Origin of the sequence: uncultured Rhodoblastus sp., assembly GCF_903903185.1 — a bacterium.
Lineage (GTDB): Bacteria > Pseudomonadota > Alphaproteobacteria > Rhizobiales > Beijerinckiaceae > Rhodoblastus.
This window is the reverse complement of the sequence record NZ_CAIUXT010000033.1, coordinates 1-13,387: the sequence shown is the minus strand read 5'-3', so window position 1 is coordinate 13,387 and position 13,387 is coordinate 1. Positions and strand designations below refer to the sequence as shown.

Annotated in this window: 9 protein-coding genes and 1 pseudogene; 6 read left to right on the top strand and 4 right to left on the bottom strand. The window is 60.4% G+C overall.

Annotated features, from left to right (window positions below; all coding sequences use genetic code 11):
• From QZY01_RS02785 to QZY01_RS02775, 3 genes are all read right to left on the bottom strand, one after another.
• A partial coding sequence (locus tag QZY01_RS02785) for a Hint domain-containing protein (RefSeq protein ID WP_294533048.1) occupies window positions 1-632 on the bottom strand: 632 nt, incomplete at its 3' end.
• A 377-nt stretch (window positions 633-1,009) separates the two neighbouring features.
• Entirely contained in the window at window positions 1,010-2,311 is a 1,302-nt protein-coding gene (locus QZY01_RS02780) for a DUF3422 domain-containing protein (protein ID WP_294533046.1), read from the bottom strand.
• A 61-nt stretch (window positions 2,312-2,372) separates the two neighbouring features.
• A complete protein-coding gene (locus QZY01_RS02775; protein WP_294533051.1) occupies window positions 2,373-2,813 on the bottom strand; it encodes a nucleoside deaminase in 441 nt (146 codons plus the stop codon).
• A gap of 222 nt (window positions 2,814-3,035) precedes the next feature.
• Here QZY01_RS02775 and QZY01_RS02770 point away from each other — a divergent pair, with 222 nt between their 5' ends.
• The 6 genes from QZY01_RS02770 to QZY01_RS02745 all read left to right on the top strand — a co-directional run bounded on the left by QZY01_RS02770 (window position 3,036) and on the right by QZY01_RS02745 (window position 12,445).
• Window positions 3,036-4,568: a pseudouridine synthase gene (locus tag QZY01_RS02770; RefSeq protein WP_294533044.1), complete on the top strand. Its 1,533-nt coding sequence runs from the start codon at window positions 3,036-3,038 to the stop codon at window positions 4,566-4,568.
• 3 nt (window positions 4,569-4,571) lie between these two features.
• Window positions 4,572-5,141 (top strand): 16S rRNA (guanine(966)-N(2))-methyltransferase RsmD, encoded by a 570-nt coding sequence (rsmD, locus tag QZY01_RS02765; RefSeq protein WP_294533041.1) that lies wholly within the window; start codon window positions 4,572-4,574, stop codon window positions 5,139-5,141.
• Between the two features lie 206 nt (window positions 5,142-5,347).
• Window positions 5,348-7,108: an acetolactate synthase 3 large subunit gene (locus QZY01_RS02760; RefSeq protein ID WP_294533039.1), complete on the top strand. Its 1,761-nt coding sequence runs from the start codon at window positions 5,348-5,350 to the stop codon at window positions 7,106-7,108.
• A 178-nt stretch (window positions 7,109-7,286) separates the two neighbouring features.
• A complete protein-coding gene (gene ilvN, locus QZY01_RS02755) occupies window positions 7,287-7,847 on the top strand; it encodes an acetolactate synthase small subunit (RefSeq protein ID WP_294533036.1) in 561 nt (186 codons plus the stop codon).
• Entirely contained in the window at window positions 7,848-9,917 is a 2,070-nt protein-coding gene (locus tag QZY01_RS02750) for an acyltransferase family protein (protein WP_294533033.1), read from the top strand.
• 923 nt (window positions 9,918-10,840) lie between these two features.
• Window positions 10,841-12,445 carry a hypothetical protein gene (locus QZY01_RS02745; protein WP_294533031.1) on the top strand — a complete coding sequence of 535 codons (1,605 nt, stop codon included), beginning with the start codon at window positions 10,841-10,843 and terminating at the stop codon, window positions 12,443-12,445.
• 368 nt (window positions 12,446-12,813) lie between these two features.
• Here the strand turns inward: QZY01_RS02745 and QZY01_RS02740 are convergent.
• Window positions 12,814-13,387, bottom strand: a pseudogene (locus QZY01_RS02740) (polyphosphate kinase 2); the annotation flags it as partial.

Sequence of the window (13,387 nt, the reverse complement as noted above, 5' to 3'; positions counted from 1 at the left end):
GTGAATACATTTGGCAAATCCTGCTCGCGCCGGATCGTGGCGCCGTTGACGAGCGCGCCGGCATGGATGAGCACCTCGTCGACCAGCAAGGCGTGGCCGGGAGAGACAAGCAGATCGCGGACCGGCTGATTCTCCGCCAACGCGCCCGCCTTGATCCGAATGGGTAGCGAATGCAGCGGGTCGGCGAAGAGGGTCGCCACGGTCTGGCGTCCGATCCAGCGCACCGGCATCGCCTTGCCGTCGGACGTGAGGACGAGATCGCCAATTTGCAGCGTCTCGACGGCAACATCGCCCTCCGGTGTGCGGATAAGGGTGCCTGGATAGAAGCAAAGATTATAGTCTGTCCCCGAATGGAGAGTGGCGTCATAACCTCGATCCGAAGCCCTTACCGAAGTAAAAAAGTAGTTTATACTGCCGATGCTGGCGTAAAAGCCACTCAGGCCACCCGCTGTGGCTGTGCCCTTAAACGTATATGTCCCAGGGCGTGTCACAGTGACAGTGAAAGTTTCATCAGGGACCAGATGGTAATCTGGCGCTGTTACTGTACTGGCTGCTGGCCCGGATCCTGAACCACTGAACGTATTGGAGTCGTCCATCCGATAAATGTAATATGGGCTGAAGTCGGATGCCATTCGAACCTCCCAAGGATCACACAAACGTCAATAGCAGGCGAAGCTTTGACGTTACCTATCCGAGTTTGAGAAATGCAGGCTAGACAATTCCTCATTATAGGGACATGCGAGGGCAGGAAGAAGCACAGCACCGCCAGATCCCGGGACCCCATTATTCCAGAGCGGATCTTCCCAATAACCGTTGTGGGCTCCGCCGGTCGAAGTCGCCGCCATGACCGCCTCCCGATCACTCTCAGAGCTGGAGTTTCAGGCTAAAAATGTAATAACAAAAAAATTGGCTATTTTTAAATATACACCTGTAAGCCTCGAAAGGCAAGTAAATTCATGTCGATAATCGAGAGAAAAACCAGCCTTCGCCGGAGGCCATGGCCCCGTCGTCACTCCCCGCCGTGCGTCTTGCGGATACGCCGAACCGTCCACCAGACGAACAGGGCGACGAAGGGGATGGAGATGGCGGTGCCAAGGACGGGATCGACGTGCAGTCCCGCCTTTTCCGCGCCTTCGAACAGATGATTGAGCACGCTCGAAATATAATAGGTGATCGCGGCGACCGAGAGACCCTCCACCGTCTGTTGCAGGCGCAGTTGCAATTGCATCCGGTCGCCCATCTGCCGCAGCAGGGCGCCGTTCTGCGCCTCAACTTCGGTATCGACGCGGGTGCGCAGCAATTGCGCGGCGCGCGTCAGTTTGCGCGACAGGTCGCCTTGCCGCGCTTCGGTATTGACGCAGGTGGCGATGGCCGGTTGCAGACGCCGCGTCAGAAAGCCGCTCCAGCTTGGATAGTCCGCCAGCGGCGTTTCGTTGATGGCGATGAGCCGCGATTGAACCAGATCATTATAGGCGCGCGTGGCGCCGAAACGATAGAGGCTGGCGGCGGCGCCGACTTCCAGCTCGGCGGCGAGGCCGGTCAATTCGTCGAGCAGCTTGCGATTATTGTCCACGCCCTGCGCCTTGGTCATGGAATCGAGAATATGCGGCAATTCCTCCTCGATGCGGCGGATCGAGGGCGCGAGCCTTTGGGCTTCGGGCAATCCCATCAGCGCCAAAGTGCGGTAGGTTTCGATCTCCAGCGCCCGTTGCGCCAGCCGCCCGGCCGCCATCGGCGGCATCGAACGGTTGGAGATGAAAATGCGCACGAAGCCGAAGGTGTCGGGCGCGAAATCCGTGGCGATCAGGGCGCGCCCGCCATTGGCTTCGGTGACCGCCGCCTGGAGCGGTGCGAAAATCCTGGCCAAATCGCCCGCCTCGGCGTCGCCGGCGATCATGTGCAGATCGACGGCGACCAGCAAAGGCCCCGGCTGCGGCAGCATCCGCAGGGTCTGCATCAGGGCCGCCGGCGAGGGAGCGAACGGCGTCATGGCCTCGGCGGCGCCGAACTCCCAGCTATGAGTGGTGAATTCGCCGTGCCGCTCCCAGACAAACACCGCCTCGGAAAATTCCAGCCGGAATTGCCGCGTTTGCGGATCGGGACCGGTCAGGCCGCGCTCAACACAGGCCTTGGCCAGGGCAAGCCGGTCGGCCTCCACCTGCGCGGCGTCGGTCATGAAACCGAAATGCAGGATGCGCGCCGGGCTTTCCAGCGGTCGCGTCGGCCGGGTGTGCAACTCGCCCAATATGCGGGCGCGCAGGGGATGCTGCTCGAAGGAGGAAGCCCCGGTTAATTGGCCTGCATCGGTCATGGTTTCCCCTGCGCCCTGGTTTGCCGTCGCGGCCTGTTTCGCCCAAGTTCAAATCCCGCGTTCATCTGCGCGCCTTGAAAAAACCGCGCAACATCTCGCCCGCCTCGCCGGCGCGGATGCCGCCATAGATTTCCGGACGGTGATGGCAGGTTTTCTGCGAAAAAAAAAGCGGGCCGTTTTCCACCGCCCCGCCTTTTTGATCCTCGGCGGCGAAATAGAGCCGGCGCAGCCGGGCGAAGGAAATCGCCCCGGCGCACATGGCGCAGGGCTCGAGCGTCACATAAAGGTCGCAGCCGGTCAGTCGCTCGTCGCCCATAAACCGGGCGGCGGCGCGGATCGCCAGGATTTCGGCGTGGGCGGTCGGGTCGTGGTCTTCCATCGTGCGATTGCCGGCGGCGGCGATGATTTTTCCGTCCCGGACGATGCAGGCGCCGATCGGCGCCTCGCCGCGCGCGGCGGCGGCGCGGGCCTCGGCGAAGGCCCGGTCCCAAGGATCGAGGATTGAGTCGAGAATTGAATCGAGAGTGTTTTCGGGCGGCGCCAAATCAAAACCTTTCGCAAAAAGTTTTCTAAAAAACCCCGCCTCTGCTATCAGACCGGGATGGACAACGGCAACAGCAAGCATCCCAAAGCCGCGCGCGGCCCGCAAGGCGGCAAAAAGCCGTCCCGCAAGGCCCCCGCGACGGCGCACTCTGAAAAGCCGCATGAGGGCGCAAAAGCGCCCATGGAAAAGCTTCATGAGGGCGAGCGCATCGCCAAGGTCATGGCGCGCGTCGGCCTGTGCTCGCGCCGCGACGCCGAACTCTGGATCGAACATGGCCGCGTCGCGGTCAATGGCGAGACTCTCGCCAGCGCCGCCCGCAATGTCACCGAGGCCGACCGCGTCACCGTCGACGGCAAGCCGCTGGCGACGCGCGAGCGCACAAGGCTGTTCCTGTTCCACAAGCCGCGCGGGCTCGTCACCACCGACCGCGACCCGGAAGGCCGGGCGACGGTTTTCGATTATATCGCGGAAAAATTCCCCGCCTTGCCGCGCCTGATGTCGATTGGCCGGCTCGACATCAACACCGAAGGCCTGCTGCTGCTGACCAATGACGGCGGCCTCGCCCGTGTGCTCGAACTGCCCTCGACCGGCTGGCTGCGGCGCTATCGCGCCCGCGCCAATGGCGTCACCGATCAGGCGAAACTCGACACGCTGTCGAGGGGCGTCACCCTTGACGGCGTCGATTACGCCGGGGTCGAGGCCCGGTTGGACCGCGTCCAAGGCGCCAATGTCTGGATTTCGCTCGGCCTGCGCGAGGGCAAGAATCGCGAAGTCAAACGTTTGCTCGAACATCTTGGCCTCGGCGTGAACCGGCTGATCCGCCTGTCCTATGGGCCGTTCCAGCTTGGCGAAATGGCCGACGGCATGGTCGAGGAAGTGAAAACCCGCGTCCTCGGCGACCAATTGGGCGAGGCCCTCGCCCGCGAGGCCAATGTCGATTTCGACGGTCCGGTGATCGACCGCACCCCGGCGCCCGAACCCGAGCGGCGTTTTTCGCGCGAAGGCGGACCACGCGCCAGGCGCCCGGCGGAAAGCGGCGAAAAATCCGCGAAGCCGGAGCGAAAATCCTTCGCCTCGCAGGAAAAGGCCGAGCCGCGCAAACATGTCTCGGCCCTGCGCGGCGACCGCGCCAAGGCCGAGAAGGGGCCGCGCCGCCGCACCGAACGCGACGCCACGCAGGACCGCAAGGGCCGCAAGGTCGTGGTCGAGCGGGTCAGCAATGTCCAGCGCGCGGAACCAACGGGGGACACCCGCAACGCCCGCCGTTTCCGCGAAGAACGCGGCTTCAACGGTGAACAAAAGATCAAGGAAGCGGGGCCGAAGACCTCCGGCGCCGGACGCCAGCGAGAAGGTCGCGCGGAAAAGCCGGCCGGCGAGACCGGCGCGGCGAAAACCTTCCGGCGCGACGCTTTTCCGCGCGACGGCAGGGCCGGCGGAAATGGCGAGCGCCCGCGCGGTCCGGGCCGGTCTGTCGGTGACAAGCCGGCTGGCGGCAAGGATTTTCGTCCGCGCGGCGAAGGCCGCTCGTTCGGCGACAAGCCAGCCGGCGGCAGGCCTTCCGCCGGGGGCAAGCCTTCCGCAGGCGGCAGGAGCTTTGGCGACCGCCCGTCCGGCGGCAAGACTTCCGGCGGCAAACCGTTTGGCGCGAAACCCTCGGGGGGAAAATCCTTGGGCGGAAAATCCTCCGGCCCGAGAAAGCCGCGCGGAAAATAAAACATGCGGATTGTCGGCGGGCGCCTGAAAGGCCGCGCTTTGAGCGGTCCCAAATCGGACGCCATTCGTCCGACCTCCGACCGGCTGCGCGAGAGCCTGTTCAACATCCTCGCCCATTCCTACGGCGATCCTGTTCTCGATGCGCGCGTGATCGACCTGTTCGCCGGAACCGGGGCTTTGGGGCTGGAGGCCATTTCGCGCGGCGCGGCATTTGCCCTGCTGGTCGATGACGGAGCGCCGGCCCGCGCCCTGATCCGCGAGAATGTCGAGGCGCTCGGCCTCGGCGGCGTGACGCGAATCTTGCGCCGCGACGCGCGAAAGCTCGGCGCGGCGCCGTTTGTGCCGCCTTACACATTGGCCTTCCTCGATCCGCCCTATAACCGCGGACTGGCGGAGCCCGCCCTGACGTCGCTGGCGCGCGGCGGCTGGCTGGCGCCCGGCGCGCTGGCGATCGTCGAGGAGGCAGCGGCGGCCTGTTTCGAGCCGGCGCCCGGTTTCGAGACGCTTGAGCGCCGCGACTATGGAGAGACCGAGGTGGTTTTTTTGCGTTACCGGCCCGACGGGAAGGCTTGACCGGCTTGCAAGGCTGGCCTATGAATGCGGCCTCTCTTTCGGGAAGAAGCCGAAGTGACGAAAATCATTCTTGTAGTTGGAGCGCCAGACGCAGGCCGGGACTGACCCGGAAACCTGCCATTGGCGCTTGACCGGGTCCCGAAAGGGGCCTTTTTTATTGGCCGCGCACAGATCGAATAAAGCACGAAAGAGCCTTGGAGCTGACAATGTCGAAAATGATGACCGGCGCCGAAATGGTGGTGCAAGCCCTGCAGGATCAGGGGGTGACGACGCTGTTCGGCTATCCCGGCGGCGCGGTTCTGCCGATCTACGATGCGCTTTTCCATCAGAAAAAGGTCCACCACATTCTGGTGCGCCACGAACAGGGCGCGGCCCATGCGGCGGAGGGCTATGCCCGCTCGTCCGGCAAGGTCGGCTGTCTGCTCGTCACCTCCGGCCCCGGCGCCACCAACGCCATCACCGGCCTCACCGACGCCTTGATGGATTCCATTCCGCTGGTCTGCATCACCGGCCAGGTTCCCACCCATCTGATCGGCTCCGATGCGTTTCAGGAAGCCGACACGGTGGGCCTCACCCGCCATTGCACCAAGCATAATTACCTCGTCCGCAAGATCGAGGATCTGTCGCGCATCCTGCACGAGGCGTTTTACATCGCCCGTTCGGGTCGACCCGGTCCGGTGGTGGTCGATATCCCGAAGGACGTGCAATTCGCCACCGGCCTCTACACGCCGCCGAAAAACGTTCACCACAAGACCTATCAGCCGCAGCTCAAGGGCGAAATCGCCAAGATCAAACAGGCCGTGGCGATGATGGCCAAGGCCAAAAAGCCGATTTTTTATACCGGCGGCGGCGTCATCAACGCCGGACCCGCGGCCTCGACCCTGCTGCGCGAACTCGTCGCCCTGACCGGCTTTCCGATCACCTCCACCTTGATGGGGCTCGGCGCCTACCCGGGCAGCGGCAAGAACTGGCTCGGCATGCTCGGCATGCACGGCTCCTACGAGGCCAATAACGCCATGCACGATTGCGACCTGATGGTCTGCATCGGCGCGCGTTTCGACGACCGCATCACCGGAAGGCTCGACGCCTTCGCGCCGCATTCGCAAAAAATCCATATCGACATCGATGCCTCCTCGATCAACAAGAACGTCGCCGTCGATCTGCCGATCGTTGGCGATTGCGCCCATGTGCTCGAGGATATGGTGCGGCTGTGGCGCGCCGAGGCGCATCCGGTGGACAAGAAGGCGCTTCAGGCCTGGTGGGCGCAGATCGACCAGTGGCGCGCTCGCAAGAGCTTCGGCTACAAGAAATCCGATACGACGATCAAGCCGCAATATGCGGTGGAGCGCCTCTACGAACTGACCAAAAAGCGCAACACCTACATCACCACCGAAGTCGGCCAGCACCAGATGTGGGCGGCGCAGCACTATCGGTTCGAGGAGCCAAACCGCTGGATGACCTCCGGCGGGCTCGGCACCATGGGCTATGGCCTGCCCGCCGCCATCGGCACGCAACTCGCCCATCCCGACGCGCTGGTCATCGACATCGCCGGCGAGGCGTCGATCCTGATGTGCATTCAGGAACTTTCGACCGCCGTGCAATTCCATTGCCCGGTCAAAATCTTCATCCTCAATAATGAATATATGGGGATGGTGCGGCAATGGCAGGAATTGCTGCATGGCGGTCGCTATTCCAGCTCCTATTCGGAAGCCTTGCCCGATTTCGTCAAGCTGGCCGAGGCCTATGGCATGAAGGGCATTCGCTGCTCCGATCCCTCGCAACTCGACGAGGCGATTCTGGAAATGATCGACAGCCCGCAGGCGGTGATTTTCGACTGCGTGGTGGACAAGGCGGAAAACTGCCTGCCGATGATCCCGTCGGGCAAGGCGCATAATGAAATGATCCTGCCCGACGCCGACGAGGACATCGGCAGCGTCATCGACGACAAGGGCAAGATGCTGGTGTGATTTTTTCTGCTCGCCGTCATTGCGAGGAGCGAAGCGGCGCGGCAATCCAGTGGCCGCAGACTGCCTCGGCTGGATTGCTTCGCCATAGCCCGTCGAAAGACGGGCGTCCTTCGACGCCCTAGGGCTCGCAATGACGGGACCCAGGTCGCTTTTAATTTCAGGAAATGGAACACCTTCCATGAACGCCCAGACCCCTCCCGCCAAGCTTTCCCCCTATTCCTCGTCGAACGGCCAGGTATCGCGCATCGAGACGCATACTTTGTCGGTTCTGGTCGATAACGAGCCGGGCGTTCTTGCCCGCGTCGTCGGCCTGTTTTCAGGTCGCGGCTATAATATCGAGAGCCTGACCGTCGCCGAAGTCGCCCATGCTCAGCAATTGTCTCGCATCACCATCGTCACCACCGGGACGCCGGAAACCATCGAGCAGATTTCGCATCAGCTGGAGCGCATCGTGCCGGTCCACAGGGTGACCGACCTGACGCTGCTCGGCGCCACGGTCGAGCGCGAACTGGCGATGATCAAGGTTCGGGGCAAGGCCGAAAGCCGCACCGAAGCCCTGCGCCTCGCCGAGGCCTTCCGCGCTCGCGTCATCGACGCCACAACCGAAAGTTTCATTTTCGAGCTGACCGGCGCGCCCAAGAAGATCGACGATTTCGTCGAACTGATGCGCCCGATCGGTCTGGTGGAGGTTTCGCGCACGGGCGTCGCGGCGATCACGCGCGGGCCGGTGGGGATGTGATTGGAAACGCCTGTATCCGGCTGGGACGCCAACGTCTCGCCGCCTAAGCCGAGCGCGCACCATGACTTCCGTCCGGACATCAACGGCCTGCGCGCGCTGGCCGTCTTGTCGGTGCTCGCCTTTCACGCCGATCTCCCCGCGCCAGGCGGCTTCGCCGGCGTCGACATATTCTTCGTCATTTCCGGCTTCCTGATTTCGCGGATCATCGTCAGCGAACGCGAGGCCAACGATTTTTCATTGCTCGATTTCTATGGCAAGCGCGTCAAACGCATTCTCCCCGCCCTGCTGCTGACGCTGACAGCCAGCTGGATCGCTGGCTGGATCCTGTTAAACCCGATGGAATATCGCCGCCTTGGCGGCCATATCGAGGCCAGCTCCTATTTCTCGCTTAATCTCTGGCTGTACCGGCAGTCCGGCGCGGCGGCGGCCTATTTCGACTGGACGTCCCGCCTCTTGCCGCTCCTGCATCTATGGTCGCTCAGCATCGAGGAGCAATTTTATCTGTTCTGGCCCGCGCTGCTGCTTGTCCTTTTCAAGGTCCAGAGGCTGCTCGCCCCGGCCATCGCCCTTGTTTTCCTGGCCTCGCTGGTTTTTTGCATCGTCATGACCGACGTCAACTCCGCGGCCGCCTTTTATTTCTTGAGCACGCGCGCCTGGGAGTTGGCGCTCGGGGCTTTGCTCGCGCTACGCGAGGTTTTCTCGAAGCCGGCCCCGCCCTCGCCGCGCATGGCGAATCTTCGAGCCGGACTGGGTATTTTCCTGATGCTGTTGAGCATCTTCTGGCTGCTCAGCGAGTCCTCGCCGTGGCCGGGCTATCGGGCGCTCGCGCCAACTCTTGGCTGCGCGCTGGTGATTTCGGCGCCGGGGGCGAGGATCGGCCATATCCTGCTCGGCAACCGCGTCGCACAATTTTTCGGCGCGATCTCCTATCCGCTCTATCTCTGGCATTGGCCGCTACTGTCCTTCGCGCGCATCCGGTTCGGTCAGCAATTGCCGGTCGCCTTGACGGCGGCGCTGTTTGGATGCGCCATTCTTCTCGCTTACCTGACCTGGCGCTTTGCCGAACGTCCGACCGCGGAAGCCTATCGCGGAAAGCCCCTGGCGGTCGCGGCGGCGCTTCTGGCCGGGATGGCCGTTGCGGGCGTCGCTGGAATGGTCACGCGTCAGGCAGATGGTTTCCCGCAGCGTTATCCGATGGCCGTGCGCGATGTATTTGGCTTCTACGTCCGGGACATGGCGCGGATGTCGAGCGACATGGAGTGCGTGGACACCGATATCCACCGCAGGGATAGCCTGGAAAACGCGCGGGCGAGGGCAAGATCCTTTTTTGCGGAAAGGAACTGTGCGAAGCCCGGTCAAATGGAAAAGCCGACGATCTTCGTCATCGGAGATTCCCATGCGATGCATTTGATCCCCGGTTTGAAGGAGGTTTATCGCGACCGCGCCAATATTCTCCTGTTTTCCGCCATAAGTTGCCGGCCGCTGATGGCGCGCGTGGAGCGGAGCCAGTCCGGTTCGGGTTCGACACGCTGTCAGGCGTTCAACGAGGAAGTCGCCCGCAACATCGTTGCGCTCCAGCCCGCCGCCATCGTCGTCGGAGGCTATTTTGACCAATGGTATGACGACGATCATACTTTCACGAACTTCCTGCAGGATTTCGACGCCAATATGGCGGCGCTCCGCGCGGCCGGCGTTCGGTCGCCGATCCTCATCATGGGCCAGGTGTCTACCTGGTCGCCCCCCGTCATGGATCTGGTGAACGCCGAATTGCTGGCCGGCCGCCGTCCGAGCGAATTTTCGCGCGACAGTTTGCAAGGCGCGAGCCTCGCCACGGACCAGATCCTCGCCGCCCATGCCTGGGGCGAGAACGTCCGCTATATTTCCCAGATCGGCAAATTATGCGGCGAACAGGGGTGCCGGCGCTTTGTCGGGCCGCAGGTTCCAGACGACATGATCGCCCTCGATTACGGCCATTACACCGCTGCCGGATCGCTGTTTGCGGCGAAAAACATTCTGGCGCCAATTCTCGACCCGATCATCGACGGGGCGGACCCCCGGAAACCGAATTGACCCGCAATGGTCGGCGCCATCGTCCCCAACGGGACGCCCGAACCCATCGGACGGGCTTTCGGCGGAAACCAAAGACGCCGCGACGGACATCGGCTCTGAACAACATGACTGACTCTGCGACAAACCCATTGGTAGAGAGTTGATCTAGCGGTCAAGCTCATCAGATTGGCGCCATGGGGCGTTGACGGGAATCGGCTCGAAGCGGACCATGGTGATCGGATCGCCGATCGTCACGTCATGAGCCGACAGCCGCCGCTCGCGGTTCCATGATCCACGTTATGGGAATCGTAGCAGCATCTCTCGTCTGTGTCCGCAGAACAGCGGAAAGGCGACCCTGAGTTCCTGGCGACGTGAAATACCCCTGCCGACTTGGATTTCTCATCCATCTTCCTATTTACAAATCGGCAAGTCGCATAATAATTTCTTATTTATTCCGTTTAGGTTTCCGAAATTTATTTTGTTAAAATCTCTTTTTTGGAATGCTGGACGCGACCGAACGATCTAGCTTGTGGTCGTCTCATTCGACAGGTGGCAACCATGCGCAACTCAAAAAGACGCCCGATCTCAGCCCCACTAACAAGTCATGCGGATGCACGTTGCAGGCAGCGCGGCATCAAGGCCGACGTCGTAGAATTTGTGCTCGCCAACTACGACCTCGATTACCACGCAGGCGCTGGAGCGACGGCGATGTCCGTATCGCGTCAACGCCGATCGGAATTGGAAACGGAAGGTCAGGCTCCAATTGGATTAATCGAACAAGCCTCGCGGACCGTCCTCATCGTTGGCTCCAATGGCTCGATCATTACGGCAATCAACCGTCCAACGTGGTTTGCCAGATTTCACAGGGGCGCGGACCGATTGAGTCCTCGCCGAGGAAACGGCCGTCGCGGACGCCGCTCCAACAGTCGCAATGGAGGTTACAAATGAGCGCGAAGGTTATTCCCATGCGGCCACTGCCCCATCATCGTCCGACCCTTACGCTGGAAGAAACCGTATACAAGCAGAAACGCGCCGAACAACGGAGATTGATAGCCATCGAGAAAATAATGGCAGATCGTCCAGTATTAAGAGTTCCCGAGCGGCTCGTCGTAGCCGAAAACCTTTGGAGGCTTCTTTCCAAGCTTGAAGATCGCGATCCGCCGATCAAGAAGAAGGATGTCCTCCATGCTTCCGGACAAGGCCATGAATACGAGTCGACCAAAAGACTGCCTCGCTTCGCTATTAATCCGGCGCTTTCTGACGAAGATAAGCGAAAACGGAGCGAGAGCCTTACAAAAAAAATTCTACCTTACGTGAACATCGTGCGGAATGCTGCCATAATGGCTGGAGAAGCCGAAGGCGAATTCGTCTTAGAACTGATTCAGAATACATCGTACGTCGTAACAGACTCAGAAATACAAATCGACTCAGATCTTGATTGTTGGGACGATCTTGTACTCGCAATCACCACCGCTGTTGAAGATATTTCACGCCGATACAACCTGAACGTTTTTTTTGATCGCGTTCGCAGCTTCCATGCCAACGCATCATTTGTATCGGAAACGGGAAAGGGGGATGCCTATAGGTCTATTTTCGATTCAAAGCTACCCTTGGTTTGCAGAGATGCAGACCTGCCGCCACGGCCGAGCTATTATCTCGGCGACGCCCGGGCTCACCCCAACGTCCCATGCTTAATCAAACTCCAACTTTTTGATAACGATCCGATTCATGATCGTGGGAATGAAGCAGCAATTCGCGATCAACTCGTCGCCGCAGGCCTTGAGCATGTAACACTCAACGGCTCGGCAGTGCCGGTCTTTGAAGTCTGGTTGGACCTTCTGCCTAGCGCGCCAAATCGGCGAATAAGGCCGGTCCTTCGGGTCAGATCGCGAACGTACATCTACGCGGACGAGAGCTTCGAATATTCCAGCGGCTTATATTCCTACGAAAAATGTATAAAAGGAGACGTACTAGGGTTTATCGATGGACCGGTCGAGCCCGGCCGGAATCGGGTGTACGACTACGAGATTGATGAGCCCGCATTTCTATGCGCCGCGTTTGACGGCAATACGTCAACCTTGCTTTCTCTTTACAAGTGTGCTGAATTCCCTTCCGAACTCGATAATTCTTATGAAATCAGTGAGCATCTCCGCATATCTGAGGATAACGTACTATTAGTATCGCTCAACGAGGAAGGGAAGGAATTTCTTCTGAAGTCGCTCATTAAACCACTGGATAGATACCCGAATGGCGAGTTTCCTTCGGCATATTACTGCCATGACTCGGAATGCGCTTCACAAAGCACAAAATCGGAGATTGGAGACAAAAGCGAACTGAGTGTATTTGGGAACAAAACCATGCTTGCTGCTCTTGAGCGATCGCTTCTCGACGCGCCTGACGACTGTCGTCTTGACAGAGTTCTGGAAAAATCCACAGCGCGCCTCGTCCAAAAGTTGGATGAAACAATAGAGGCCGTTCGTCTACGACGGCAACAAAAATTAGGCGAGTTGATGCATGAACATGGCAGAAAAAATGAAGACACATCGTGATGTCGGTCTTTGGCTGTATTGGATAATATTTGCCAGGCAAGTCGATATATACATGTACCGGGCGTGACGCTTCCAGCGCTATGGCTATGTTTTTACGTATAGACGTCAGGAAAGATAAGAGCTACGGCGATGTTTTTAACAAGACAATCGTACGCCCGTGACGCTCTAATTTGTTGCACGTAATGTGCAGAAAACAACAGCAATTATTTGGCAATGTCTGCAACTTGGCTCCAAGCCGCCTTTGCCGCCTAGGTCGGCGGCCTTCCGCTATCCGCCGAAACCCGTCATCGTCGGAGAGCGTCAGGCGAGCAACTTCCACCACTGGCTCTGCCGCCGGGCGGGCGAGGCGCAGGAGGCGCTTTGCGCCCCTACCCCCGCTTCAAATCCGGATGGACGGTTTTTTCGATGATGTGCAGGTCGCGGCCGATGACGTGTTCGGTCGAGCCGACGATCAGCGGGTCCGGCGGGCGGACGATGTTCAGATCCTTGTTGGGATAGGGCAGCGACCATAGAAAATGCGACATGCAATTGACGCGCGCGCGCTTCTTGTCGTCGGACTTGACGATGGTCCAAGGCGCGTCCGCCGTGTCGGTATAGAAGAACATCGCCTCCTTGGCCTCGGTGTAATCGTCCCATTTGTCGAGCGAGGCCAAGTCGATCGGCGACAACTTCCATTGCTTGAGCGGATCGATCTTGCGCGCCTCGAAGCGGCGGCGCTGTTCCTCGCGCGACACCGAGAACCAGTATTTGAACAGGCGCACGCCCGAGCGCGTCAGCATCCGTTCGACATCCGGGCATTGGCGCATGAATTCGAGATAATCGGTCGGCGTGCAGAACCCCATCACCCGCTCGACGCCGGCGCGATTATACCAGGAGCGGTCGAACAGGCAGATTTCGCCGCCCGCCGGCAATTGCGAAATATAGCGCTGGAAATACCATTGC

Coding starts and splice junctions, on each gene's coding strand:
- QZY01_RS02745 (WP_294533031.1), top strand. CDS start 10,841: ATGAGCGCGAAGGTTATTCCCATGCGGCCACTGCCCCATCATCGTCCG.
- QZY01_RS02770 (WP_294533044.1), top strand. CDS start 3,036: ATGGAAAAGCTTCATGAGGGCGAGCGCATCGCCAAGGTCATGGCGCGC.
- rsmD (WP_294533041.1), top strand. CDS start 4,572: ATGCGGATTGTCGGCGGGCGCCTGAAAGGCCGCGCTTTGAGCGGTCCC.
- QZY01_RS02780 (WP_294533046.1), bottom strand. CDS start 2,311: ATGACCGATGCAGGCCAATTAACCGGGGCTTCCTCCTTCGAGCAGCAT.
- ilvN (WP_294533036.1), top strand. CDS start 7,287: ATGAACGCCCAGACCCCTCCCGCCAAGCTTTCCCCCTATTCCTCGTCG.
- QZY01_RS02760 (WP_294533039.1), top strand. CDS start 5,348: ATGTCGAAAATGATGACCGGCGCCGAAATGGTGGTGCAAGCCCTGCAG.